Annotated in this window: 25 protein-coding genes and 3 tRNA genes; 19 read left to right on the forward strand and 9 right to left on the reverse strand. The window is 74.0% G+C overall.

Annotated features, from left to right (window positions below; translation table 11 throughout):
• The first annotated feature begins 11 nt into the window (after positions 1-11).
• Genes QP090_RS19350 through hypE form a run of 10 tightly spaced genes read left to right on the forward strand, consistent with a single transcriptional unit; the run spans position 12 to position 8,594 of the window.
• Complete coding sequence (locus QP090_RS19350; RefSeq protein WP_285940422.1) at positions 12-1,799, forward strand: nickel-dependent hydrogenase large subunit; 1,788 nt, start codon at positions 12-14, stop codon at positions 1,797-1,799.
• A complete protein-coding gene (locus QP090_RS19355; protein WP_285940424.1) occupies positions 1,799-2,380 on the forward strand; it encodes a NifU family protein in 582 nt (193 codons plus the stop codon). Before QP090_RS19350 ends, QP090_RS19355 begins: the two co-directional genes overlap by 1 nt.
• A complete protein-coding gene (locus QP090_RS19360) occupies positions 2,377-2,997 on the forward strand; it encodes a DUF5947 family protein (RefSeq protein WP_285940426.1) in 621 nt (206 codons plus the stop codon). The genes QP090_RS19355 and QP090_RS19360 overlap by 4 nt, the downstream gene beginning before the upstream one ends.
• Positions 2,990-3,703, forward strand: coding sequence for a DUF6084 family protein (locus QP090_RS19365; protein WP_285940428.1), 714 nt, complete (start codon positions 2,990-2,992; stop codon positions 3,701-3,703). Before QP090_RS19360 ends, QP090_RS19365 begins: the two co-directional genes overlap by 8 nt.
• Positions 3,700-5,115 (forward strand): hypothetical protein, encoded by a 1,416-nt coding sequence (locus QP090_RS19370; protein ID WP_285940429.1) that lies wholly within the window; start codon positions 3,700-3,702, stop codon positions 5,113-5,115. Before QP090_RS19365 ends, QP090_RS19370 begins: the two co-directional genes overlap by 4 nt.
• Positions 5,112-5,705, forward strand: a complete 594-nt coding sequence (locus QP090_RS19375) for a hydrogenase maturation protease (protein ID WP_285940430.1) — start codon at positions 5,112-5,114, stop codon at positions 5,703-5,705. Before QP090_RS19370 ends, QP090_RS19375 begins: the two co-directional genes overlap by 4 nt.
• Positions 5,698-6,090 carry a hydrogenase maturation nickel metallochaperone HypA/HybF gene (locus QP090_RS19380; RefSeq protein ID WP_285940433.1) on the forward strand — a complete coding sequence of 131 codons (393 nt, stop codon included), beginning with the start codon at positions 5,698-5,700 and terminating at the stop codon, positions 6,088-6,090. Before QP090_RS19375 ends, QP090_RS19380 begins: the two co-directional genes overlap by 8 nt.
• The gene (locus tag QP090_RS19385; RefSeq protein ID WP_285940435.1) at positions 6,038-6,310 is read left to right on the forward strand and encodes a HypC/HybG/HupF family hydrogenase formation chaperone; all 273 of its coding nucleotides are present in this window, start codon (positions 6,038-6,040) and stop codon (positions 6,308-6,310) included. Before QP090_RS19380 ends, QP090_RS19385 begins: the two co-directional genes overlap by 53 nt.
• Positions 6,310-7,434: a hydrogenase formation protein HypD gene (gene hypD, locus QP090_RS19390; RefSeq protein ID WP_285940436.1), complete on the forward strand. Its 1,125-nt coding sequence runs from the start codon at positions 6,310-6,312 to the stop codon at positions 7,432-7,434. The genes QP090_RS19385 and hypD overlap by 1 nt, the downstream gene beginning before the upstream one ends.
• Complete coding sequence (hypE, locus tag QP090_RS19395) at positions 7,431-8,594, forward strand: hydrogenase expression/formation protein HypE (RefSeq protein WP_285940437.1); 1,164 nt, start codon at positions 7,431-7,433, stop codon at positions 8,592-8,594. Before hypD ends, hypE begins: the two co-directional genes overlap by 4 nt.
• Here hypE and hypF read toward each other — a convergent pair.
• From hypF to QP090_RS19410, 3 genes are read right to left on the reverse strand one after another with little or no spacing between them, the layout of a single operon-like run.
• Positions 8,591-10,816: a carbamoyltransferase HypF gene (hypF, locus tag QP090_RS19400; protein WP_285940438.1), complete on the reverse strand. Its 2,226-nt coding sequence runs from the start codon at positions 10,814-10,816 to the stop codon at positions 8,591-8,593. The two genes, hypE and hypF, sit on opposite strands and share 4 nt — an antisense overlap.
• A gap of 58 nt (positions 10,817-10,874) precedes the next feature.
• Positions 10,875-11,498, reverse strand: a complete 624-nt coding sequence (locus QP090_RS19405) for an FMN reductase (RefSeq protein ID WP_285940440.1) — start codon at positions 11,496-11,498, stop codon at positions 10,875-10,877.
• Complete coding sequence (locus tag QP090_RS19410) at positions 11,495-12,619, reverse strand: LLM class flavin-dependent oxidoreductase (RefSeq protein WP_285940442.1); 1,125 nt, start codon at positions 12,617-12,619, stop codon at positions 11,495-11,497. Before QP090_RS19410 ends, QP090_RS19405 begins: the two co-directional genes overlap by 4 nt.
• A gap of 169 nt (positions 12,620-12,788) precedes the next feature.
• Here QP090_RS19410 and QP090_RS19415 point away from each other — a divergent pair, with 169 nt between their 5' ends.
• A complete protein-coding gene (locus QP090_RS19415) occupies positions 12,789-13,238 on the forward strand; it encodes an NUDIX domain-containing protein (protein WP_285940444.1) in 450 nt (149 codons plus the stop codon).
• On the opposite strand, the gene QP090_RS19420 is transcribed toward QP090_RS19415, so the two are convergent.
• Positions 13,219-14,721 carry an SDR family oxidoreductase gene (locus QP090_RS19420; protein ID WP_285940446.1) on the reverse strand — a complete coding sequence of 501 codons (1,503 nt, stop codon included), beginning with the start codon at positions 14,719-14,721 and terminating at the stop codon, positions 13,219-13,221. The two genes, QP090_RS19415 and QP090_RS19420, sit on opposite strands and share 20 nt — an antisense overlap.
• A 155-nt stretch (positions 14,722-14,876) precedes the next feature.
• Here QP090_RS19420 and QP090_RS19425 point away from each other — a divergent pair, with 155 nt between their 5' ends.
• Positions 14,877-15,413: a DinB family protein gene (locus tag QP090_RS19425; protein ID WP_285940447.1), complete on the forward strand. Its 537-nt coding sequence runs from the start codon at positions 14,877-14,879 to the stop codon at positions 15,411-15,413.
• Between the two features lie 52 nt (positions 15,414-15,465).
• Here the strand turns inward: QP090_RS19425 and QP090_RS19430 are convergent, their stop codons facing one another.
• The 4 genes from QP090_RS19430 to QP090_RS19445 form a co-directional block, all read right to left on the reverse strand.
• Positions 15,466-15,753, reverse strand: a complete 288-nt coding sequence (locus tag QP090_RS19430) for a hypothetical protein (RefSeq protein WP_285940449.1) — start codon at positions 15,751-15,753, stop codon at positions 15,466-15,468.
• A 129-nt stretch (positions 15,754-15,882) separates the two neighbouring features.
• Complete coding sequence (locus QP090_RS19435) at positions 15,883-18,279, reverse strand: LuxR C-terminal-related transcriptional regulator (protein WP_285940450.1); 2,397 nt, start codon at positions 18,277-18,279, stop codon at positions 15,883-15,885.
• Positions 18,280-18,291: 12 nt separating this feature from the next.
• Positions 18,292-18,552, reverse strand: coding sequence for a hypothetical protein (locus QP090_RS19440; protein WP_285940452.1), 261 nt, complete (start codon positions 18,550-18,552; stop codon positions 18,292-18,294).
• A gap of 23 nt (positions 18,553-18,575) precedes the next feature.
• Positions 18,576-19,763, reverse strand: a complete 1,188-nt coding sequence (locus QP090_RS19445; protein WP_285940454.1) for a TDT family transporter — start codon at positions 19,761-19,763, stop codon at positions 18,576-18,578.
• Between the two features lie 70 nt (positions 19,764-19,833).
• Between QP090_RS19445 and QP090_RS19450 the strand changes: the two genes are divergently transcribed.
• Positions 19,834-20,745 carry a LysR family transcriptional regulator gene (locus tag QP090_RS19450; RefSeq protein ID WP_285940456.1) on the forward strand — a complete coding sequence of 304 codons (912 nt, stop codon included), beginning with the start codon at positions 19,834-19,836 and terminating at the stop codon, positions 20,743-20,745.
• 6 nt (positions 20,746-20,751) lie between these two features.
• Here the strand turns inward: QP090_RS19450 and QP090_RS19455 are convergent, their stop codons facing one another.
• Complete coding sequence (locus tag QP090_RS19455) at positions 20,752-21,333, reverse strand: YceI family protein (protein WP_285940458.1); 582 nt, start codon at positions 21,331-21,333, stop codon at positions 20,752-20,754.
• A gap of 163 nt (positions 21,334-21,496) precedes the next feature.
• On the opposite strand from QP090_RS19455, the gene QP090_RS19460 reads away from it, so the two are divergent.
• From QP090_RS19460 to QP090_RS19485, 6 genes are all read left to right on the forward strand, one after another.
• A complete protein-coding gene (locus tag QP090_RS19460; RefSeq protein WP_285940460.1) occupies positions 21,497-22,300 on the forward strand; it encodes a universal stress protein in 804 nt (267 codons plus the stop codon).
• Positions 22,301-22,468: 168 nt separating this feature from the next.
• Positions 22,469-23,452, forward strand: coding sequence for a CHAP domain-containing protein (locus QP090_RS19465; protein WP_285940462.1), 984 nt, complete (start codon positions 22,469-22,471; stop codon positions 23,450-23,452).
• A gap of 39 nt (positions 23,453-23,491) precedes the next feature.
• Positions 23,492-23,563, forward strand: a tRNA-Gly gene (locus QP090_RS19470).
• A gap of 27 nt (positions 23,564-23,590) precedes the next feature.
• Positions 23,591-23,661: transfer RNA gene (locus tag QP090_RS19475), tRNA-Cys, on the forward strand.
• A gap of 20 nt (positions 23,662-23,681) precedes the next feature.
• Positions 23,682-23,756 (forward strand) — tRNA-Val (locus tag QP090_RS19480).
• Between the two features lie 176 nt (positions 23,757-23,932).
• Positions 23,933-24,634: a GOLPH3/VPS74 family protein gene (locus QP090_RS19485; RefSeq protein WP_285940464.1), complete on the forward strand. Its 702-nt coding sequence runs from the start codon at positions 23,933-23,935 to the stop codon at positions 24,632-24,634.
• The last annotated feature ends 91 nt before the right edge of the window (positions 24,635-24,725 follow it).

Genomic DNA, 24,725 nt, shown 5'->3' on the forward strand with positions numbered 1-24,725 from the left:
CGGAGACTGAGATGGGCGGCAAGAACGGCGACGGTGTCGTCGAGATGGCGTGGGACCCGATCACCCGGATCGTGGGCAGCCTCGGGATCTACGCCAAGGTCGACTTCAACAACAACCGGGTGGTGGACTGCTACAGCACCTCGTCGGTGTTCCGCGGCTACAGCATCTTCATGAAGGGCAAGGATCCGCGGGACGCGCACTTCATCACCAGCCGGATCTGCGGGATCTGCGGCGACAACCACGCCACCTGCTCGGTGTACGCGCAGAACATGGCCTACGGGGTGCGGCCCCCGGCGCTCGGCGAGTGGATCATCAACCTGGGCGAGTCCGCCGAGTACATGTTCGACCACACCATCTTCCAGGAGAACCTGGTGGGGGTGGACTACTGCGAGAAGATGGTCCGCGAGACCAATCCCGGCGTCCTGGCCCAGGCCGAGCGCACCGCGGCGCCGCACGCCGAAGAGCACGGCTTCAAGACGATCGCCGACATCATGAAGTCGCTGAACCCGCTCGAGGGCGAGTTCTACCGCGAGGCGCTCCAGGTGTCCCGGTCCACCCGGGAGATGTTCTGCCTGATGGAGGGGCGCCACGTGCACCCGTCCACGCTCTACCCGGGCGGGGTCGGCACGGTCGCGACGGTGCAGCTGTTCACCGACTACCTGACCCGGCTGATGCGGTTCGTGGAGTTCATGAAGCGGGTCGTGCCGATGCACGACGACCTGTTCGACTTCTTCTACGAGGCGATGCCGGGCTACCAGGAGGTCGGGCGGCGGCGCGTCCTGCTCAACTGCTGGGGTTCGCTGAACGACCCCGAGCACTGCGACTTCACGTACCGGAACATGGCCGACTGGGGCCGCAAGATGTACGTGACGCCCGGCATCATCGTGGACGGGAAGCTGATCACCAACGACCTGGTGGACATCAACCTGGGCATCCGGATCCTGCTGGGCAGCTCCTACTACGACGACTGGGCCGGGCAGGACCCGTTCGTGACCGCCGACCCGCTGGGCAACCCGGTCGACGGGCGGCACCCGTGGAACCAGCACACCATCCCCAAGCCGCAGAAGCGCGACTTCGACGGCAACTACAGCTGGGTGATGTCGCCGCGCTGGTTCGACGGCAAGGAGCACCTCGCGCTCGACACCGGCGGCGGCCCGCTCGCACGGCTGTGGTCGACGGCGCTGTCGGGGCTGGTCGACATCGGGTACGTCAAGTCCACCGGGCACAGCGTGCAGATCAACCTGCCGCGCACCGCGACCAAGCCCGAGGCGTCGTTCGAGTGGAAGATCCCCAGCTACAACGGGCAGCCGCTGTCGAACGCGATCGAGCGCAACCGGGCCCGGACCTACTTCCAGGCGTACTCGGCCGCCGCCGCGCTGTACTTCGTGGAGCAGGCGCTCGCCGAGGTCCGCGCGGGCAAGACCAAGACGTGGGAGCAGTTCACCGTCCCGGACGAGGCGGTGAGCTGCGGGTTCACCGAGGCGGTCCGGGGCGTGCTGTCGCACCACATGGTGATCAAGGGCGGCAAGATCGCCAACTACCATCCGTACCCGCCGACCCCGTGGAACGCCAGCGTGCGCGATCCCTACGGAACGCCCGGCCCGTACGAGGACGCGGTGATGAACACGCCGATCTTCGAGGAGAACCCGCGGGCCACGTTCAAGGGCATCGACATCATGCGGGCGGTGCGCAGCTTCGACCCGTGCCTGCCGTGCGGCGTCCACATGTACCTCGGCGACGGCAAGTCGCTCGACAAGATCCACTCGCCGCACGCGTTCGCGTCCGGCGAGAACGGCTGATGGGCACCGCCCGGACGGGCGCCCGGACGGGCGCCCGGGACGTCCGCGAGACCGGCGCCCGCATCGAGGAGCTGTTGTCGGGGCTGGCCGGCCGGGAGCGGCAGACCGCCGAGGAGCTGGTCGGCTCGGTCGTCCTGCTGTACGGGGCGGGGCTGGCCCGGGTCATGGACCTCGCCGCCCCGGACACCGTCCGGGAGCTGGCGGAGGACGACCTGGTCGGGGCGCTGCTCATGGTGCACGACCTGCATCCGCGCGGCACGGACGAGCGGGTCCGGGCGGCGCTCGACCGGGTCCGGCCCTACCTCGGCTCGCACTCCGGCGGCGTCGAGCTGCTCGGCGTCGACCCGGGGGGTGTGGTGCGGCTGCGGCTGGAGGGCAACTGCCACGGCTGCCCGTCGTCCCAGGTGACCGCCACCCAGGCGATCGAGCGGGCGGTGCTGGAGGACGCCCCGGAGATCACCGAGGTGCTCGTCGAGGGCGTGCAGGACGAACGGGAGCAGCGGCTCCTCCAGATCCATCCCTACCAGGGCAGGGAGTGCGCGGTCCCGGAGGGGACGCGGCATGCGGGGGCGGGCCGGTGAGCCTGCGCCGCTTCGCGACGCCGCCCGCGCCCGCGCCCGCGCCCGGAACGGTGCCGAGCGCCGCGGCCCCGCCCGGCGAGGCCGCCGGGGAGGTGTGCGAACTGTGCGCCGACCCGCTCGGCGACCGGCACGGGCACCTAGTCGACCGCGAGGACCGGCGGATCATGTGCGCCTGCCGGCCCTGCTCGCTGCTGTTCGCGCCGGACAAGGGGCAGCGGCTCCGGATGATCCCCGAGCGCTACCGGCACGACCCCGGGTTCGCGCTCACCGAGGAGGACTGGATCTTCCCGGTGCGGACCGCGTTCTTCTTCCGCAACTCCGCGCTCGGCCGGATGGTGGCGCTCTACCCGAGCCCGGCCGGCGCGACCGAGTCCGAGCTCCCGCTGGACGCCTTGGAGCGGATCATGGCGGCCGGCCCGGCCGCCGCGCACCTGGAGCCCGACGTCGAGGCGCTGCTGGTCGACCGGGAGTCCGGCGCCTACCTGGTGCCGATCGACGCCTGCTACCGGCTGGTCGGCCTCGTCCGGCTGCACTGGAAGGGCTTCGACGGCGGGACGGAGGCGCGGGACCGCATCGACGCGTTCTTCGCCGGGCTGAGGGAGCGCGCGGATGAGTGACCTCGACCTGGCGTTCGAGTGCCTCGACGCCCGGCCCGACCCGTACGCGGCGGCGCCCGCCCTGGTGTTCCGGCTGCGGATCACCGAGGGCACCGGGGCACGGGTGGGCGCGATCGCGCTGCGCTGCCAGTTGCGCATCGAGCCGCAGCGGCGCGCCTACGGCGAGGCGGAGACGCCGCTCCTCCAGGACCTGTTCGGCACGCCGGACCGGTGGGGCGAGACTCTCAAGCCGCTCCAGCTCGCCCTGGTGTCGGTGATGGTGCCCGGCTTCCGCGACGCCGTCGAGGTGGACGTCCCCGTGCCCTGCTCGTACGACCTGGACGTGGCCGCCGCCAAGTACTTCGCCGCGCTCGGCGACGGCGAGGTCCCGCTCCTGCTGCTGTTCAGCGGCACGGTCTTCGGCGGCGGCGGCGGGGCGGGCGGCGCCGGAGTGCGCCAGATCCCGTGGGACCGGGAGACCCGGCACCGGCTGCCGGTCGCGGTCTGGCGGGAGCTGATGGACCGCTACTTCCCCGGCACCGGCTGGCTGCGGCTGCGCCGCGACACCCTCGCCGGGCTCCAGCGCTTCAAGTCGGCCCGCACCCTGGCGACCTGGGACGAGGTGATGTCGGCGCTGCTGGACGAGGCCGCCTCGTCCGAGGCACCGGGTCAGGCTCCGGGACCGGCCCGGCAGCAGGCCGGGCCGCCCGTGGAGGCCGGGCGGTGAGCGTCGCGCGCGACTCGATGGAGGCGGCGCGGGGCGTCGCCGATGCCGTGCTGTACGAGGGCTACCTGCTGTACCCGTACCGGGCGTCGGCGGCCAAGAACAAGGTCCGATGGCAGTTCGGGGTGCTGGTCCCGCCCGGGTTCACCGCGACCGGGGAGACGTCCGCCAGCCGCACCGAGTGCCTGATGGAGGCCGGTTCGGACGCGGTGCTGCGGCTCCGGCTGCGGTTCCTGCACGTCCAGGAGCGGCGGGTCGAGCCGGGCGGGGCGCTGGTCGTGGACGGCGTCGAGCACCGCACCTTCGACGAGGCCGCCGAGCACGAGATCGAGGCGGAGTTCCCGCTGGCCGCGCTGCTGGACGGCGGAGGGTCGGTCGAGCGCTCCGTGCCCGCGCGCCGGTCGGTCTCGCCGCTCGGGCCGGGCCGGGCCGTCCGGACCCGCCGGCCGCTGCGGATCGCGGTGGACGTCCGCGCCGAGCGGCTGCCCGGCCCGTACGGCGTGGTCAGGCTGGCGGTCCAGGTGGAGAACCGCACGCCGTGGAGCGGCGTCGACCGGGAGCGGGCGCTCCGCCGCTCCCTCGTCGCCGCGCACACCCTGCTGCACCTGTCCGGCGGGACGTTCCTGTCGCTGAGCGATCCGCCCGAGTGGGCCCGTCCGGCCGCGGCGGAGTGCCGCAACGAGCACGTCTGGCCGGTGCTGATCGACGACGCCGTGCTGCTGTCCTCGCCGATCATCCTGGAGGACCGGCCGCGGATCGCGCCGGAGAGCCCCGGGGACCTGTTCGACGCGACCGAGATCGACGAGATCCTGTCGCTGCGCACGCTCGCGCTCACCGACGCCGAGAAGCGGGAGGCGCGCGGCACCGATCCGCGCGCCGCCGAGATCATCGACCGGATCGACGCGATGCCGCCCGAGGTGCTGGACCGGCTGCACGGCGCGCTCCGCGCGGCCCCGCCCCGCCAGGGCTGGGACACCGTCCCCGGCGGCCCGGAAGGCGGCCCCGGCGGACCGGGCGGCGATCCGAACGGACCGACGGGCGCCCCGACCTGCCTGGTGGGCGATCCTGGCGGCCTGGTGGGCGATCCGGGCGCCGACGCCGACGCGGTCTTCCGCACCGCCGCGCCCTGGTGGGATCCCGGCGCCGACGCGTCGGTCTCGCCCGAGACCGACAGCGTCGTCATCGCAGGGACGGCGGTGGCGCGCGGGGCGAAGGTCCGGCTGCGTCCGCGGGGCAGGTCGGACGCGCAGGACATGTTCGTCGCGGACCGCGCCGCCACCGTCGAGGCGGTCCTGTTCGACGTCGACGGCGTGACGCACCTGGCGGTCACGCTGGATGAGGACCCCGGCGCCGACCTGCGCCGCGCGCAGGGCCGCTTCCTCTACTTCACGCCCGAGGAGGTGGAACCGCTGTGAAGGTGCTGGTCGCAGGGGTCGGCAACGTGTTCCTGTCCGACGACGGCTTCGGCGTCGAGGTGGCCCGCCGGCTGGCCCGGTGCGCGCTGCCGGACGGCGTGGACGTCGGCGACTTCGGCATCCGCGGGATCCACCTGGCCTACGAGCTGTCCGGCTACGACACCACGATCCTGGTGGACGCCGCGCCGCGCGGCGGGCCGCCCGGGACCCTGTACGCGCTGGAGCTGGAGGAGGGCGAGCCCGGCACCGTGCTGGACGCCCACGGGATGACCCCGGACACCGTGCTGAACCTGGTGTCGCTGGTCAGCGGCGGGGAGCCCGGCGCGGCCGGGCGGGTGCTGCTGGTCGGCTGCGAGCCGGCCGGTGTCGAGCCCGGGATGGAGCTGAGCGAGGCGGTCTCGGCCGCCGTCGGGCCCGCCGTCGAGCTGGTCCGGAAACTGATCGAGGAGGAGCTCGATGTGGAAACGCCTGATCCTGCTGGCGCTGCTGGTCGGCCTGGCGGTCCTGGTGGCGCAGTCGCTGCCGGACATCAAGCGGTATCTGAAGATCCGGGCGATGTGACCCCGGCGGAGAGGAGCGGACGTGCATGAGGTGGGCATCGCCGAGTCGATCCTCGACGCGGTGGAGAAACGGGCCGGGGGACGTCCGGTGGCGCGGGTGCGGGTGCGCGCCGGGGCGCTGCTGCGGGTCGCCGGGCCGTCCATGGACCAGGCGTTCGAGCTGGTCTCGGCGGGCGGCGTGGCGGACCGGGCGGCGCTGGAGGTGGTGACGGTGCCGGCCGAGGTGGCCTGCCGGGCCTGCGGGCACCGCGCCGCGACCGAGGATCCGCTGACCGTCTGCCCCGCCTGTGGCGGGGCGGAGGTGGACCTGTCCGGCGGCCGGGACCTGGTACTGGAATCGATCGAGATCATGGAGGAGCGCGATGTGCCTGGGGATCCCCGGCGAGGTCGTGGAGATCCAGTCGGACCGGCCTGACCTGGCCAGGGTCGACGTCAGCGGGGTACGGCGGTCGATCAACATCGGGCTGCTGGAGGACGGGCCGCCGGCGCCCGGCGACTGGGTGCTGATCCACGTCGGCTTCGCCCTGTCCAAGATCGACGAGTCGGAGGCGCGGGCCGCGCTGGAGTTCCTGGAGAGCATCGGCCAGGCCTACGCCGACGAGATCGACGCACTGCGGGAATCGAGGATCGACTGATGCGCCACGTCGACGAGTACCGGGACGCCGGGAAGGCGCGGGCGCTGGCCGCGTCGATCGCGAGCCTGTGCGAGCCCGGCCGCGAGTACACGTTCATGGAGGTGTGCGGCGGCCACACCCACACCATCTACAAGCACGGGATCGAGGACTACCTGCCGGACAACGTCACGCTGGTGCACGGGCCCGGCTGCCCGGTCTGCGTGATCCCGATGGGCCGGGTCGACGACGCGATCCACATCGCGCGGCGCCCGGACGTCATCCTGGCCACGTTCGGCGACATGATGCGGGTGCCGGGCGGGCACGGCTCGTTCTTCGACGCCAAGGCCGCGGGCGCCGACGTCCGGATGGTGTACTCGCCGCTGGACGCGCTGCGGATCGCCGAGCGGAACCCGGGCAGGCGGGTGGTGTTCATGGCCATCGGCTTCGAGACCACCGCGCCGTCCACCGCGATGACCGTGCTGCGGGCCCGCGCCGCCGGACTGGACAACTTCTCGGTGTTCGCCAACCACGTGACGATCATCCCGGCGATCAAGGCGATCCTGGACTCGCCCGACCTGCGGCTGGACGGCTTCCTCGGCCCCGGGCACGTGTCGGCGGTGATCGGCTGCCGGCCGTACGAGTTCATCGCCCGCGACCACCGCAAGCCGATCGTGGTGGCCGGGTTCGAGCCGCTGGACATCCTGCGGTCGGTGCACATGCTGCTGGTCCAGCTCCGCGAGGGCCGCTGCGAGGTGGAGAACCAGTACGGCCGGGTGGTGCCGTGGGACGGCAACGCCAAGGCGCTCCAGGCGATCAACGAGACGATGGAGCTCCGGCCCTACTTCGAGTGGCGCGGCCTCGGCTTCATCTCGCACTCGGCGCTGCGCGTCCGGGACGGCTACGCCGCGCACGACGCCGAGCGGATCTTCGACGTCCCGGGCGTCCGGGTCGCCGACCCGAAGGCGTGCCAGTGCGGCGAGGTGCTCAAGGGCGTGCTCAAGCCGTGGGAGTGCAAGGTGTTCGGCACCGCGTGCACGCCGGAGACGCCGATCGGCACCTGCATGGTGTCGTCGGAGGGCGCGTGCGCCGCGTACTACAACTTCGGCCGCTTCACCCGCGACCGCGTCCGCGAGGCGACCCGGTGACCGGCGCCGGGCTGAACGGGAACGGCATGGACGAGGGCGTGCGGACGGCCGGCTGGGCCGAGGCGGCGGTGGCCGAGCACGCGCACGCCGCGCCGGTGAGCCGCGAGGAGCAGGTCCTGGAGCGGATCGACCGGGCTCGGCGGCGCAAACCCCGGGTCCGTGAGGAGGCGATCACGCTCGCGCACGGCTCGGGCGGCAAGGCGACCCGCACGCTGATCGAGGCGGTGTTCCTGGAGGAGTTCGGCAACCCGCTGCTCGACCGGCTGGACGACAGCGCCCGGTTCGCGGTGGACGGCGCCCGACTGGCGTTCACCACCGACTCCTCCGTGGTCGCGCCGCTGTTCTTCCCCGGCGGCGACATCGGCGACCTCGCCGTCAACGGCACGGTCAACGACCTGGCCGTCAGCGGCGCGACGCCGCTGTACCTGTCGGCCGGGTTCATCCTGGAGGAGGGGTTCCCGGTCGCGGACCTGCGCCGGATCACCGCCTCGATGCGCCGCGCCGCCGAGGCGGCCGGGGTGTCGATCGTCACCGGCGATACCAAGGTGGTGGAGCGCGGCAAGGCCGACGGCTGCTACATCAGCACGTCCGGTGTCGGCGCGGTCCGCCGGGCGCCGTCCGGCTCGGTCCGCCCGGGCGACGCGGTCCTGGTCACCGGGCCGATCGGGGAGCACGGCATCACGATCATGCTGGCCCGCGGCGACCTGGACCTGGAGGCCGACCTGGCCTCCGACACCGCCGCGCTGAACGGGCTGATCGCCGCGCTGATGGACGCGTGCGGCGGCGAGGTGCGGCGGATGCGCGACGCGACCCGCGGCGGCGTCGCCACCGTCCTCAACGAGGTCGCCGGCGAGCACGGCGTCGCGATCGTGGTGGACGAGGACGCGGTCCCCGTGCACCCGGCCGTGCGCGGCGCCTCCGAGCTGCTCGGCATCGACCCGATGTACGTGGCGTGCGAGGGGCGGGCGGTGGTCGTGGTCTCGGGCGGCGCGGCGGGCACCGCGCTGGCCGCGCTGCGCGCGCACCCGCTGGGGGCGGGGGCGGCGGTGATCGGGCACGTCAAGGACGATCCGCCGGGCCTGGTGCTGCTGCGCACCGCGTTCGGCGGGACCCGCATCGTCGACCTGATGGTCGGCGACCCGCTCCCCCGCATCTGCTAGGAGCGCGCGATGGCGACGGCGGCCTGGCCGAGGCTGATGCCGCCGTCGTTCGGCGGGACGCGGTGGTGGGTGAGCACCTCGAAGCCCTCCGCCGCGAGCCCGCCCGCCGCGCGCTCCAGCAGCAGCATGTTCTGGAACACCCCGCCCGACAGGGCCGCGGTGGTGAGCCCGGTCTCGTCCCGCAGCCGCACTGCCCCGGCCACGATCAGCGCGGCGACCGCGTTGTGGAACCGCGCGGAGATCAGCGGGACGGGCACGCCGGCGCGCAGGTCGGCGACCACCGCCCCGACCAGGTCCGCGCCGGCCACCAGGAACCCGCCCGCGCCGGGGTCGTCCCGGATGTGCGCCGCGTAGGCGGCCCGCTCGGCGGGATCGGCGCGCTGCTCCAGCTCGGCGGCGGCCTGGCCCTCGTGGTCGACCCGGTCGCGGACGCCGAGGACGGCGGCGACGGCGTCGAACAGCCGGCCCATGCTGGAGGTGGGCGGCGAGCCGATCCCGCGGCGGGCCAGCTCGGTGACGGCGTCCCAGTCCGGACGGTCCGCGACCGGCAGGTCGCCGGGGACGCCGTAGGCCGCCGCCATCCGCCACGGCTCGCGGATCGCGGCCTCGCCGCCGGGCAGCGGCACCGGCTCCAGATGCCCGGCCCGCCGGTAGTCCCGCAGGTCGGCGACCAGGAACTCGCCGCCCCACAGGGTTCCGTCGGCGCCGTACCCGGTGCCGTCGAACGCGACCCCGATCACCGGCCCGGACGCGCCGTTGTCGGCCAGGCAGGACGCGATGTGCGCGTGGTGGTGCTGCACGACGACCGCGGGCAGGTCCAGGTCCAGGGCGTACTTGGTGGACAGGTACTCGGGGTGCGGGTCGTGCGCGACCATCTCCGGGACGACGCCGAACAGCCGCGCGAAGTGCTCGATCCCCTCGGTGAACGCGCGCAGCGTCTCGTAGTTCCCCAGGTCGCCGATGTGGTGCGAGACGAACGCCCGGCCGGCGCGGGCCAGGCAGAAGGTGTTCTTCAGCTCCGCGCCGCACGCCAGCACCGGCCGCCCGGCGGCGACCGGGACGGGCTCGGGCGCGTACCCGCGCGACCGCCGCACCGGCAGCGCGCGCCCGCGGAAGGCGCGCACGACCGAGTCGTCGGCGCGGGTGTGGATCGGCCGGTCGTGGGCGAGGAACGCGTCCGCGATGCCGCCGAGCCGGTCGAACGCGTCGGGGTCCCGGTGGACGATCGGCTCATCGGAGACGTTCCCGCTGGTCAGCACCAGCGGCTCGGTGACCAGCAGATGGTGCAGCGGGGTGTAGGGCAGCATCAGCCCCACGGTGCGGTCGCCGGGCGCGACGGCCCCGGCGAGCGCCGCGCCGGGCCGCCGCCGCAGCAGCACGATGGGCCGCCGGGGGCCGGTGAGGAGCTCGACCTCGGCGGCCTCGTCGAGCACGCACAGCCGCCGCGCCGCGTCCAGGTCCGGGACCATGACGGCGAACGGCTTGCCGGGCCGGTGCTTGCGGGCCCGCAGCGCCGCGACGGCGGCCTCGTCGGCCGCCCGCGCCGCCAGGTGGTAGCCGCCCAGCCCCTTCACCGCCAGCACCCCGCCGTCCCCGAGGAGCGCGCGGGCCGCGCCCAGCGGGTCGCCCCCGCCGTCCGGGCGGAAGGACAGGGCCGGCCCGCACGCCGGGCAGCACACCGGCTGGGCGTGGAACCTGCGGTCGGCCGGGTCGTGGTACTCGCGGGCGCAGTCCGCGCACATCGCGAAGCCCGCCATGGTCGTGTTCGGGCGGTCGTAGGGCACCCCGGTCACGATCGTGAACCGCGGTCCGCAGTTGGTGCAGTTGACGAACGGGTACCGGTACCGCCGGTCGGCGGGGTCGCGCATCTCGCGCAGGCAGTCGTCGCACGTCGCCGAGTCGTAGGACACCAGCGCGCGGGGTGTCCCGGAGGTGTCGCTGCCGACGATGGCGAACCGTTCGCCCCCTCCGGGGCCCCCGGCGGCCCGCAGCGTCCTGGTGGTGACGCGCTCGACGACGGCGAGCCGCGGCGGCCGGGCGCGCAGCCCGTCCAGGAAGCGGTCGACGGTGCCGGGCGCGCCCTGCACCTCGATGAACACGCCGGCGGCGTCGTTGCCGACGATCCCCGACAGGCCGAGGGTCGTCGCCAGGCCGTGCACGAACGGCCGGAAGCCGACCCCCTGCACGACCCCTTCCACGCGGACCCCGATGCGGACATCCATCGGGCCATTGTGCCTGGTCAGGCCCGTCCATCATCGGCCGCCGCGCCCGGGGCCGGCGTCAGGAGGGGGACCGTCCGGCGGCGAGCATCTCCGCGAACGGGACGGGGTCGGCGTAGGGGTCGGGCCGTCCGGCCGGCGCGCGGCCCTCGATCAGCCCGGCCAGCTCCGCGCCCGCGCGGTCGACGCGTTCGGTCAGCGCGCCGTCGCCGCCGCTCCCCCAGTCCTCGGACGCGGCGTACACCCCGGTCGGGACGACGTTCGCGCGCAGGTAGGCCAGCATCGGGCGGACGGAGTGGTCGAGCGCGAGCGAGTGCCGGGCGGTGCCGCCGGTCGCCCCGATCAGCACCGGCCGCCCCTCCAGCGCGTCCTTGTCCAGCACGTCGAAGAACGTCTTGAACAGGCCGCTGTAGGAGGCGTTGAAGATCGGCGTGACCGCGATCAGGCCGTCCGCGCCGGTCACCGCCTCGACCACGGCGCGCAGCGGCGCCGCGGGGAACCCGGTGAGCAGGTTGTCGACCAGCGCGTGGGCGTGGTCGCGCAGGTCGACCGGCTCCACGGCGACGTCGGAGCCGCGCTCGCGCAGGGCCCCTTCCGCCGCCGCCGCGAGCCGGTCGGCGAGCAGCCGCGTCGAGGACGGCCGCCCGAGGCCGGCCGACACGACGGCGAGAGTGCGGGTGGTCATCGGGCCCCCTCCGGCTCCCCGGCGCGGGCCTGGGCGCCGGCCCCTGCCCGGGCCTTGGCGGCGACGAGCGAGGCGTGCGTGGGCGCGTCGGGCACGTGCGCGGGCCGCCCCTTGGCGAACTCGCGGCGCAGTACCGGGACGACCTCCTCGCCGAGCAGGTCGAGCTGCTCCAGGACGGTCTTCAGCGGCAGTCCCGCGTGGTCCATCAGGAAGAGCTGCCGCTGGTAGTCGCCGAAGTGGTCGCGGAACGCCAGCGTCCTGTCGATGACCTGCTGCGGGCTGCCGACCGTGAGCGGCGTCTCCTCGGTGAACTCCTCCAGCGAGGGGCCGTGCCCGTAGACCGGGGCGTTGTCGAAGTACGGGCGGAACTCGCGGACCGCGTCCTGCGAGTTCTTCCGCATGAACACCTGCCCGCCGAGGCCGACGATCGCCTGGTCGGCGCTGCCGTGGCCGTAGTGCTCGTAGCGCCGCCGGTAGAGGGCGATCAGCCGCTGGAAGTGGTCCTTGGGCCAGAAGATGTTGTTGGCGAAGAAGCCGTCCCCGTAGAAGGCGGCCTGCTCGGCGATCTCCGGGCTGCGGATCGAGCCGTGCCACACGAACGGCGGGACGCCGTCCAGCGGGCGCGGCGTCGAGGTGAACGACTGGAGCGGCGTGCGGTGCCGTCCCTCCCAGTCGACGACGTCCTCGCGCCAGAGCCGGTGCAGCAGGTTGTAGTTCTCGACGGCCAGCGGGATCCCGTCGCGGATGTCCTTGCCGAACCACGGGTACACCGGCCCGGTGTTGCCGCGTCCCATCGTCAGGTCCACCCGGCCGCCGGCCAGGTGCTGGAGCATCGCGAAGTCCTCGGCGATCTTCACCGGGTCGTTGGTGGTGATCAGCGTGGTCGCGGTGGACAGGATCAGCCGCTCGGTGCGGGCGGCGAGGTAGCCGAGCATGGTCGTCGGGGACGACGGCACGAACGGCGGGTTGTGGTGCTCGCCGGTGGCGAACACGTCCAGCCCGACCTCCTCGGCCTTCTCCGCGATCGCCACCATCGCGCGGATCCGCTCGGCCTCGGACGGGGTGCGCCCGGTGGTCGGGTCGGCCGTGACGTCGCCGACGCTGAAGATCCCGAACTGCATGCCGGCCCCCATTTAGTAGAATGTTCAATTACCCTACCGGAACGGGCGGCCCCGAAGATCTATTCCTGCGAACCGCGGCGGGCCCCGTGCGGACGGAGCGCCGAAGTTACGCTGTCGGTCATCCCGCCGGCGCCCGTCCGGGCACCGGGCGCCCCCGTCAGGAGAGATCGTGGACGCTCTGCTCGCCCGGCTCTGGAAGTCGCTCAACGGCGGCCTCCAGTGGCGGCTCCTGTGGCTGCGCCAGGCCACGTTCATGATCGGCGTGACCGGCGTGGTGCGGGACGGCGACGGCCGGGTGCTGCTGCTCCGGCACCGGCTGTGGCCCGACGGCCGGGACTGGGGGCTGCCCACCGGCTACGCCGAGCGCGGCGAGACCTTCGAGGACACCGTCGTCCGGGAGGTCCGCGAGGAGACCGCGCTGGAGGTGCGGGTCGGCCGGCCGGTCCGGGTCACCAGCGGATACCGGCTGCGCGCCGAGATCGCCTACGAGGCCGAGCTGGTCGGCGGCGAACTGCGCATCGATCCGCGCGAGATCCTGGAGGCGCACTGGTTCTCCCCCGGCGACCTTCCGGCGGGTCTGATGGCCTCGCACCGCGCCCTCATCGCGGGCCCGCGGTAGGAGTCCGGTCCCGCCCGGCCCCGGCCACGGCCGCGCGGACGATGTTGCGCGGCATCCCCCCGAAGACCAGGGCGTGGAACGGGGAGATCGACCGCCAGTACAGGTGGCCGAGCAGCCCGTGCGGGCTGAAGACGGCACGCTGGGTGTACACGCTCCCGCCCCGCTCCCCCGGCCGGACGGCCAGCTCCAGCCAGGCCCGGCCCGGCAGGCGCATCTCGGCGCGCAGCCGCAGCAGCCGGCCGGGCTCGACCGCCTCGACCCGCCAGAAGTCGAGCGCGTCGCCGGTCCGCAGCCGCGCCGGATCGCGGCGGCCCCGGCGCAGCCCGACACCGCCGGACAGCCGGTCCAGCAGCCCGCGCAGCCGCCACGCGACGGGCAGCGAGTACCAGCCGTTGTCGCCGCCGATCCCCTCCACGACCCGCCACACCGCCTCCGGCGGCGCGGCCGTCCGGGCCTCGCGCTCGTCCACGTACAGGCTGCCGCCGGCCCAGTCGGGGTCGGTGGGCAGCGGGTCGCTGGGCGCGCCCGGGACCGGGGCCGAGCTCCACCGGGTGCCGACCCCCGCCTCCCGGACCCGCTGGAGCGCGAGCCGGACCGCGTCGTCGAAACCGAGCAGCCCGCCCGGCGGATCCGGCACGTACTCGGCGATGTCGTGCTCGCGGCAGACGACCTCGCTGGTCAGCGACCCGACCAGCGGGCGGGCCAGGCCGCCGGGGACGGGGGTGATCAGGCCCACCCACAGGCTGGACAGCCACGGCGACAGCACCGGGACCGGCAGGATCACCCGCCTGGGCAGGCCCGCGACGGCCGCGTACCGCTGCATCATGTCCCGGTAGGTGAGCACGTCCGGCCCGCCGATGTCGAACCCGCGGCTCACCTCCGGCGGCAGCGCCGCGGCCCCGACCAGGTACCGCAGCACGTCCCGGATCGCGATCGGCTGGATCCGCGACCGCACCCACCGCGGGGTGACCATCGCCGGGAGCCGCTCGGTCAGGTGGCGCAGCATCTCGAACGACACCGACCCGGACCCGATGATCACCGCGGCGCGCAGCACCGCGACCGGTACTCCGGCCTCCAGCAGGATCTCGGCGACCTCCGCCCGCGACCGCAGGTGCTCCGAGAGCCGCCCGCCCGAGTAGAGCCCGCCGAGGTAGACCACGCGGCTGGCCCCGGCCTCCCGTGCCGCGCCCGCGAAGGTGCGGGCGGCCCGGCGGTCCCGTTCCCGGAAGTCCTCGCCGCCGCCCATCGCGTGGACGAGGTAGTACGCGACGTCGACTCCGTCCAGCGCGGCTCGGAGCGAGCCCGCGTCCAGCACGTCGGCCTCAACGGCCTCGACGTCCCCGGCCCACGGGTGGTCGCGCAGGTTCCCGGGGTGCCGGGACGCGCACCGCACCCGGTACCCGGCGGCGAGCAGCTCGGGCACGAGCCGTCCGCCGATGTAGCCCGTCGCACCGGTGACCAGGCAGAGCCGCCCGGACGTCACGGCGTCCCGCCCGTACGTCCCCCGGCACGCGGCGCCGCCACCGTAGGCAATCCGGTCATGACGTGCGGATACCCCTTGAGGGCCGCACCGACACCGCCGGCCAGGCCGCCCGTCCGTCTATCCGTCCGCCCGTACGCGTTGTTAGGGTCGGAGGAATGATCACGCCCGTGGAGCCGCCGCCCGAGCCCGCGACCACCCTGACCGATCCGCGCGCCCTGCTCGGCGGATACCTCGACTTCTACCGGGACGCGCTGCTCCGCAAGCTCGACGGGTTCCCCGAGGACGGGCTGCGCGCCGCGGTCCTGCCGTCCGGGTGGACCCCGCTGGAACTGCTCGGCCACCTGACGCACGTGGAGATCCGCTGGCTGCGCTGGGGCTTCGCCGGCGAGCCCGTCGCCGAGCCGTGGGGCGACCGGGGTCCCGGCGAGCGGTCGCCCGAGGAGCCCTGGCACGTCCCCGAGGAGACGGCGTTCGCGGACCTCAGGGCCGCGTTCCTCGCCGCGTGCGAGCGGTCGCGGGAGATCGTGGCGGCGGCGGGCCTGGACGACCTCGGGGCGCCCGGCGGACGCTTCGACCCGGCGGAGCGGCCGACGCTGATCTGGATCCTGTTCCACCTGCTCCAGGAGTACGCCCGCCACCTCGGGCACCTGGACGTGGTCCGCGAGCTCGCCGACGGCCGCGTCGGCGAGTGACCGCCACAGGGGCCGTCCCGCGGCGATCCTGGGGCGAGGCGGCACCCGGCCGTCACTGCCAGATGATCTTCAGGGTGCTCTGGTCGTGCACCCCGCGGGCGACGAGCCCCTCGTAGACGAACACGGCCGGCCGCACCTGGCTCGGCCGGGTCCGCCAGACCTCGCCGACCGTGCCGGGCCGGGCGTCCAGGAGCGCCTCGGTCAGGGCGCGCAGGGCGGCCCGCTCGTTCTGGCTCACCCCGCACCGTCCTCCCTCGTCCTGCGGGCGGTGGTGCGTGTCGACGATCTCCCACGCGAAGCACGATCTCTGCTCGGCCCCACGGCGGCGCGTTCCAGGCATGGTTGGTTCCTCAGGCCGGGAGTCCCGGCCGGTCCGGTGATTTGGCCTTTGCAGAGTAGGCCGGACCGGCCGGGCCGCACATTGGTAGACCAACCTATTCGGCTACCTATTCACCCTCGGTGAACCGCGCTACGGGGCGCCGGGCGAGGAGCGCTGGGCGAACCAGGCGGCGATCTGCGTCCGGGAGGAGAACCCCAGCTTGGCCAGGATGTGCTCGACATGGGAGTCGGCGGTGCGCTTGGCGATGACGAGCCGCTCGGCGATCTCGCGGTTGGTGAGGCCGTCGGACACCAGCCCGGCTATCTCGAACTCCCGGCGGGTGAGCCGCTGCGCCGCGGTCCCGGCCCCGCCCGAGGCCGCCGCGACCGCCGCGGCGCCCGCCCGGCCCGGGACGCCGGGGACGCCGCGGCCGGCCGGCTCCGCCAGGGCGGCGGGGAGCGGGCGCTCGCCCAGCGCCTCGGCGACCGCCGTGGCGAGGTCGAGGGCCCGGCCGGAGTCGTAGGCCGCCTGGTACGCCTCGTCGCCGAGCAGGTCGCGGGACTTCTGCTCGTAGACGACGCGCAGCAGCGCGTGCTGCGGCCCGAACATCGAGGTGCCGGTGTAGTCGCGGGTCCAGTCGGACGCGCCGAGCAGCCGGACGCCGCCCACCGCGTCGCCGAGGGCGATCAGGCAGCAGCCGGTCATGTCGAGCGCCAGCGCGATCCCCAGCCGGTCGTCGATGTCGCGCTTGATCCGCATGCCTGCGCGCAGGTCGGGCAGGGCGTTCTCGGCGTCGCCGCCCAGCAGCACCGCCAGCCCCCGCACGCACAGCCCGTACGAGCGGCACCACAGCTCGCCGGACGCCTCGGTCGCGCGGATCGCGACCGCCGCGTGCCGCACGGCCGCGCCGACGTCGCCCGCGAGGGTGCGGGCCACCCCGAGGTACACGTCGGTGATCGGGACCAGCACGTCGACGGTGCCCGCGCGGGCGTGCAGGTCGTGGGAGTCGGTGAGCAGCCGGGTGGCCCCGTCGAGGTCGCCCGCGTAGAGCGCGCAGACCCCCTGGGCCTCCCGGACGTAGGCCAGCCCGCCCGGATCGCCCGCCTCCAGGGCGCGCTCCTCGGCCCGCAGCACCAGCTCGCCGGCGGCCTCGAGGTCGTTCTGCATCGCCGCCAGCAGGCCGGCCAGCGCGAGCGCCTCGGTCCAGTCGCGCCCCGGCTCCTCCCGGTGGCTCTCGACGGCCCGGGCCGACCAGTGCCGCGCCTCGCCGATCAGCCCCTGGAGGGCGAAGATGCGGCCCAGGGTGAGCGCCACCCGCAGCACCTCGCCGCCGGGCCCGGCCGACCGGATGCCGTAGTCGATCATGTCGCGGACGGTGGCCTGCTCGCGGCGGAACCACTCCAGCCAGCGCGCCTGCGCCGGACCGGCCAGCTCGGCGGCGGCCTCCCGGATCACGCCCACGAACCGCTCGAACGCGCGGGCCCGCAGGGCCTCGGTCTCGCCGCGCAGGTCGAGCCGCTCGGCGCCGTACTCGCGCAGGGTGCCGAGCATCCGGTACCGGACGGTCTCCGCGCTCTCGACCCGCACCACGACCGACTTGGCGACCAGCCCCGCGACCAGCTCGAACACCTCGGCCGCGGGCAGCTCCGCGTCGGCGCAGATCCGCTCGGCGAGCTCGAGGTCGAAGTCGCCGGCGAACACCGACAGCCGGGCCCACAGCAGCCGCTCGCCGGGCGAGCACAGGTCGTGGCTCCAGTCGATCGCGGCCCGCAGCGTCTGGTGCCGGGGCAGGCTGGAGCGGCGGCCCCGGACCTGGAGGATGCGGTGGTCGAGCCGGTCGACGATCTGCTCCACCGACAGCGCGCGGAGCTGGACCGCGGCCAGCTCGATCGCGAGCGGGATGCCGTCGAGCCGGTGGCACAGCAGCGCCACCGCGGACTGGTTGCCGACGGTCAGCGACCAGCCCGGGACGACCGCCGCGGCCCGCTCGGCGAACAGCCGCATCGACGCGCAGGGGCGCAGCGGGTCGTGCCGGCCGGGCTCGGGACGTTCGAGCGGCGCCACCACCAGCGTGTGCTCGCCCGGGATGTCGAACGGCTGCCGGCTCGTGGCCAGGATCCGCAGGCCGGGAGCGTTCTGCAACAGCACCTCGGCGAGCATCGCGCAGCCGTCCACCAGATGCTCGCAGGTGTCGAGCACCAGCAGCAGCCGCCGGTCGGCGAGGTAGCGGACGAGCGCGTCGAGCGCCGCGGGGCTCTGGTCGGGCAGCCCGAACGCGCCCGCGACGGCCTGGGCGAGCAGGCCGGGCTCGTGCAGCGACGACAGGTCGGCGAAGCACACGCCGTCGTCGCACGCGCCGCCGAGCGCCGCGGCGGCCCGGATCGCGAGCCGGGTCTTGCCGACCCCGCCCGGACCCATCAGGGTCACCAGCCTGCCCCGCCCGAACAGGCGGCCCACCTCGGCCAGTTCCTCGCGCCGCCCGATGAAGCCGGTCAGCTCGGCCGGCGGCCGTCCCGAACGCGTTTCCAACCTGCTGGTCAGGGACACCGCCGCCTCTGCTCAGCTCCCGCCGGCTCGCGCCGGCGCCCACCAAGGCCGTTCAGGCAGCATCGTACCCGCACTTGAACCGATCGCAACCACACCGTTACCCAGTGCGAGGGTGATCAGGGCCGGCACGAACGACGTCCGGCTGTCCTCCAGGAAGGCCATGGCCACGATGACCCCGGCCATCCCGGCGATCGTGACGTAGGTCAGGTACGGGTAGCCCGCCATCGTGAGCGTCAGCCGCCCCGGGGCCTCGCGCTCCAGGGTGCGCCGCATCCGCAACCTGGCGGGACGTGCGTTCAGGTGCTCGCGAGTGCGGGCTCGGCCGCGGGCGCCGGCGCCGGCGGGAGGAAGATGCGGCCGGTGAGGGCGCCGCGCACGGTTCCGGTCGCGGCCGCCAGCCATCCGGTCAGCAGCAGCAGGTAGAGCGCAACGGCGAGGCCCGTGAACGCGTCGAGACCCGTGTGCCGGGCCAGGCCCGCGGCGCCGGTGACGCAGGTGCCGACGGGGAAGGTGAAGGCCCACCAGGTCATCCCGAACGGCATGCCGCGCCGCAGCGCCCGCACGTTCGCCGGCACCGCGAGAGCCAGCCACAGCAGTGCGAATCCGATCACCGGGACGCCGTAGAGGATCGCGAACGCGTGCATGGCCGCCGCGAACCGCGGGGCGACCGAGGCGGCGTCGGACAGCGCGTTCACCGCCGTGGTGGACTGGCCGAGCGGCCCGAGGACCAGGAACAGCGTGGGCGTGAGCGTGATCGGGGCGAGCTTGTCGTGGGCCAGCCGGGTCCAGATGCCCGGGAGCAGCACCAGCGTCGCCAGCAGGCTCGCGCCGAACAGCCCGTAACAGCCGTACAGCATGGTCTCCCGGGCCTGTCCGGGCGGCAGGTGCGGGATCAGCGCGGGCCCGAGGGCCGCCGAGACCATGGGCGCCACCACCGGCAGCAGCCAGGTGGGGTTGGCGGTGCCGGGCCGCACCTCGTGCCGGGTGATCATCAGGTACGGGACGCCGAACGCGGCGATCACCGCGTACACGGTGCCCGCGGTCCACAGCAGCGCGTCGAGCGCCACGGCCGGGCCTGTCCCGAGGACGTCCGGGCCGAGGACGAGCGTCCCGTAGCCGACCGCGAGCAGCGCCATCGGCGGGCAGCCGTAGAACACCGCGACCGACGGGTCGGCCAGGAGGTGCCGCCCGGCCACGTCGCGGTGCCGGACCAGGTGGACGGCCCGCGCGCAGGCCAGCGCGACCAGCATGACCAGTGACAGCGCCCAGACGAGGACCGCCGCGACGTGCAGGCCCGGGACCGTCACCGGGAGCGCGTTCGCCCCGTTCGCCACGATCGCGGTGCCCATCACCGCCGCGTACCAGTTCGGCCCGAGGTGCCGGAACAGATCGCCCGGCCGGTCCAGCGCGGGGAGGAAGCGGCGGGTCTCCGATCCGCCCGCGGGAGTGCTGGTGCCCGGCCTCGTCGCCGTCGTGGTGCCCATGACCCCAGCGTGCGGCGTCCCGGCGGGCGTCACTAGAGGTCATCGGCCTATGGGGACATAAGGTGTGGTTATGACCCTTTCGGATCGGGTGCCCGACCTGGGCGCCCTGGAGCTGCTGCTGGCCGTCGTCCGGCTGGGCAGCCTCGGCCGGGCGGCGGCCGAGCTCGGCGTGACCCAGCCCGCCGCCAGCGCCCGGATCAGGTCGATGGAGCGGCGGATCGGGGTGCCGCTGCTGGAACGGTCCCCGCGCGGCTCGCGCCCCACCGAGGCGGGGTCGCTGGTCGCCGGGTGGGCCCAGCAGGTGGTCGACTCCGCCCAGGCGCTGGACGCGGGGATCGGCGCCCTGCGGGAACGGCGCGACGGGCGGCTGCGCGTGGTGGCGAGCCTCACGGTGGCCGAGTACCTGATGCCGGGCTGGCTGGTGGCGCTGAAGGAGACCAGCCCGGGGGTCGCGGTGACGCTCCGCACCGCCAACTCCACGGCCGTGGCCGAGCAGGTCCGTGGCGGAGAGGCCGATCTCGGGTTCGTGGAGGGGACACGCAGGCCCGCGGGCCTCAGCGGGACGGTCATCGCCGCCGACCGGCTGGTGGTCGTCGTGTCCGCGCGGCACCCGTGGGCGCGGCGGCGGAGCGGGGTCCCGGCGGCGGAGCTGGCGGCCACCCCGCTGGTCCTGCGCGAGCAGGGCTCGGGCACCCGCGAGGTCCTCGACCGGGCGCTGGCCTCGTTCGGGGGCACCGCCGCGCCGCTGCTCCAGCTCGCCTCCACGACGGCGCTCAAGGCCGCGGCGGTGTCGGGCGCGGGGCCGCTGGTGGTGAGCGAGCTCGCGGTCGCCGACGAGCTCGCGGGCGGACGGCTGGTCGCCGTCCCCGTCCCCGAGCTGGACCTCAGCCGGCCGCTGCGCGCGGTCTGGCCGGCCGGGCAGCGTCCCACCGGCCCGGCGCGCGACCTGCTGTCGCTGACCCGGCAGTCCCGCCCCGCCTGAGACGGGTCAGGCGGCGTCCCCGCCGTCCGCCAGGACCGCCTGGATCTCCAGCTGGATCGCGATCGTGTCGCCGAGCATCACCTTGTCGCCCTGCAAGGGCACGTTGAACTCGATGCCGAAGTCGCGGCGGCTGATGGAGGCGGTGGCGGTGAAGCCCGCGCGGGTGCCGCCCCACGGGTCGGAGGCGGTGCCGTGGAACTCGGCCAGCAGCCGGACCGGGCGGGTGACGTCCTTGATCGTCAGCTCCCCGTCCACGTGGTAGCGGGGCTGGCGGGCGCGGCGGCCGATCGTCGCGGGCTCGACGCCGGTGCCGGCGAAGGCCATCACCGGGTGGTTGTCCACGTCCAGGAAGTCGGCGGACCTGACGTGCGCGTCCCGGTCGGGGCTGCGGGTGTCGATCGAGGCCATCCGGATCTCGGCCTCGGCGGCCGAGCCGAGCGGGTCGCCCGCGACCCGGATCTCGCCGCCAAAGTCGGTGAACGACCCGCGCACCGTGGTCATCAGGTGCCGGATGGTGAAGGTGATCTCGGAATGGACCGGGTCGATGGCCCACCTGCCGGCGGCGATGTCCGGCCCCCCGCTGTCCACGCCCACAATCCCCCCAAATAGCTATATTTCAGTCAGACGTCGTGAATCTACCCCAAAACTGTAGGGGGTCCCGGCGAGAATCCGCACGTCAGACCGCCGGTCGCGGTGCCCCGCCCGTCGATGGCCGGTCTTGACAGGTCCCGGCAGCGGGAAGAATCGACACATGATCGGAGAACACGTCCTGGCCGGGTACGCGCACGACGGAGGCGGCAGGGAGGCCCTGCACCTGGCGCGGGCCATCGTGGCCCTCACCGGGGGCCGGCTCACGGTGGCCACCGTGCACCCGCCCGACCGGCCCGGCGCCGCCGGCGAGGCCCGCGCCCTGCTGGACCAGGCCGCGGCCGTCCTCGGCGACCAGCGCGCCGAGCTGGTCGTCCAGGAGGGCCGCGGCGTCGGGCGCGGGCTCACCGCGCTCGCCAGCAGGATCGGCGCCGACCTGATCGTGGTCGGCTCCGGCGCCGGCGGCGCCCGCGGCCGCATCGGCATCGGCGCCACCGCCGACCACCTGCTGCACTCGGCCACCGAGGCGGTGATGCTGCCGCCGCTCGGCTACGAGCCGCCCGACGCCCTCGCCGGCATCACCGTCATGTACGTCCGGCGCCCGCAGGCCGACGAGGCGGTGACCCGCGCGGCCCAGGCCGCCGAGCGGCTCGGCGTCCCCCTCCGCCTGATCACCCTGGCCGTCGGGGACGTCCCCACGGGCGGGCTCCAGGACGATCTCGCACTGGCGATCCGGCTCGCGCTCGACAGCTCCGGCCTGGAGTCCGGGGACGTCTCGGCGAGCCTGGCCGAGGGCGGCGACGTGGCCGAGGCCGTGGCCGACATCGACTGGCCCGAGGGCGAGATCCTCGTCTGCGCGAGCAGTGAGGACGCCTCCGTCCACCGGGTGTTCCTCGGCGAGGTCGCGCTCAAGGTGGCGCGCGCCGCCCCCTGCCCTGTCACCGTGCTCCCCCGGGGCTACTTCTGACGATGCCCCTATAGTCCGTTTTGACCGCTTCTCTCGAACCGCTTGCCCCCCGCTCTTTACCTCCGCTACATTCCACCGAGATCGGAACGTGACCTTGAAAGCCGGCCGCGTTCCGGGGCGGGGTCGGACGTCCTCCCGTCCGCACCGGAGAGGCGGCAGGGGAGCGTCATGGACCCGATCGGCAAAAAGCTGCTCGACGTGGCCAAGGCCCAGCTCGGCTACGCCGAGAAGGGCGACGGCTACACCAAGTTCGGCGACTGGTACGCCAGGAACGTCGACGGCGACCACGACGACTACTTCAAGACCGCGCCCTGGTGCGACATGTTCCTCGCCTGGGCCGCCGACAAGGCCGGGGTCACCGACCAGGCCGGGCAGTTCGCCTCCACCATCGACCACGCCAAGTGGTTCCGGAAGCAGGACGCGTGGGGCACCGAGCCCCAGCCCGGCGCCTTCGTCTTCTACGACTGGAGCGGCTCGGGCGACCTCGACCAGATCGACCACGTCGGCATCGTCGAGAGGGTCGACGGCCACACCCTGCACACCATCGAGGGCAACGCCGACGGCTACAAGCTGATGCGCAAGACCCGCGACACCGACTCGGTCGTCGGCTACGGCTACCCCGCCAAGGTCAGGGTCGAGCAGAAGTACGCGCCCAAGCACGCCGGCCCGGCGCCCTCGGTCGAGCAGCTCGCCGCCCCGGCCGCCGCCGGAGCCCGCGCCCGCACCCACGAGCAGGAGCCGGTCAAGGACGCGCCGCCGCCCGTCCAGGAGGTCGTGCTCGGCGGCGTCCTCGCGTTCGTCCTCTGCGGCACCGCCGCCCTGGCCGCGGGCCGGGCCGGGCGCGCCGCCGCCGCGCGCACGCCCACCGCGCCGCCCATCCGGGTCCGCAAGCGCGGCAAGCACCACCGTCCCGCCACCCCGGTCGAGCTGCCCGCCGAGCTGACCCCCGCCGACCTCGACCTGGCCGACGCCGGGACGACGATCATGCCCGTGCTCTCCCTCGCCGCCGCGCACGAGGCCGAGGACCGGGAGTTCTGGGGCCGCATCGCCCACCTCGAGGAGGACGAGGAGCTGGCCTTCTGGGACTCGCTGCACGCCGAGGCCCCCGCCAGCCCGTCCGACGAGTGCGCGAGCACTCCGGGATTCCGCTAGAGTTATTCATGCGCGCCGGGGGAAACCCCGGAACGACAAGCGGAAGTGGCTCAGTGGTAGAGCATCACCTTGCCAAGGTGAGGGTCGCGGGTTCGAATCCCGTCTTCCGCTCTGAGAGGTCCTGGACGGCCTCGCTCTGGTGGAGTGGCCGAGAGGCGAGGCAACGGCCTGCAAAGCCGTGTACACGGGTTCAAATCCCGTCTCCACCTCAACGTGCGGACACGCGCACGGGCGATTAGCTCAGTGGGAGAGCGCTACCTTGACACGGTAGAGGTCACTGGTTCAATCCCAGTATCGCCCACCACCCGAACCTACATGCGGATCACGGCCCTCCCCCAAGGCCGAAGCCGAGGAGCAGGCGCAGCTCGCCGCTCCCCTTCCGGTGCAGCGCAAACCCTGACGCAGGCGGTGCCCCCCTCGGCAGGCATGAGGTCGCTTCGGGCGGTTTTCGGGGGCTTTCGATGCTGTAGGGATAGGGGCATGACCCTGACACTCGCCGAAGAGTTCCTGCTTCTCGCGCTCAAGGACGACACGGGCAAGCCCATGGTGGACGGCACCAAGCTCGGAGCCGCGCTCGCCGGAGCCGCGATCGTCGAGCTCACCATGGACGGCGCGTTGCGGCTCACCGAGGATGGTGAGGCCGACCACCGTGCCGGACGGCTCGTGGAGACCGGAGAACGGCCGGCCGACCCACGGCTCGCCGAGCTCGTCCAGGTGGCGCACGGCCGCAAGCCCAAGGACGCGATCGGGAAGATCGCCGGGTTCTCGGGCTGGCGCAGCCGGGCCAGGAACCTCAAGGAGGCCCTGCTGGCGGACCTCGCCGAGGCGGGTGTCCTTCACGAGGAGCACGGCAAGGTCCTCGGCCTGTTCCCCACGACCGCGTGGATGCCGGGTGACCCGGGCCTCGAGGCCGAGGTCCTGGCGCGGGTCCGCGCCTCCGCCGTCGACCACGCCGCCCCGCTGGACCGCACCGCCGCGCTCGTCTCGATCCTGCACGCCGTCGACATGTTGCCCAAGCTGTTCCGGGACGCCGACCGGAAGGCGCTGAAGCGCCGCGGCAAGGAGATCAGCGAGGGTGACTGGGGCGGCGAGGCCGTCCGCAAGGCCGTCCAGCAGGTCCAGGCCGTCACCGTCGCCGTGATCGTCGCCACCAGCACGAGCGCGTCGGCGTCCGGTTCCTGAAGCCCGGCGGGCACGGTGCGGGACCGTTTGTCCCGAAGTAAGCAAGCGGGCTCCTTCTCTTGTCACCGATGTCGGTATCCGCCGCCACAAA

The sequence above is a fragment of the Actinomadura xylanilytica genome (assembly GCF_030283145.1).
GTDB lineage: Bacteria > Actinomycetota > Actinomycetes > Streptosporangiales > Streptosporangiaceae > Spirillospora > Spirillospora xylanilytica.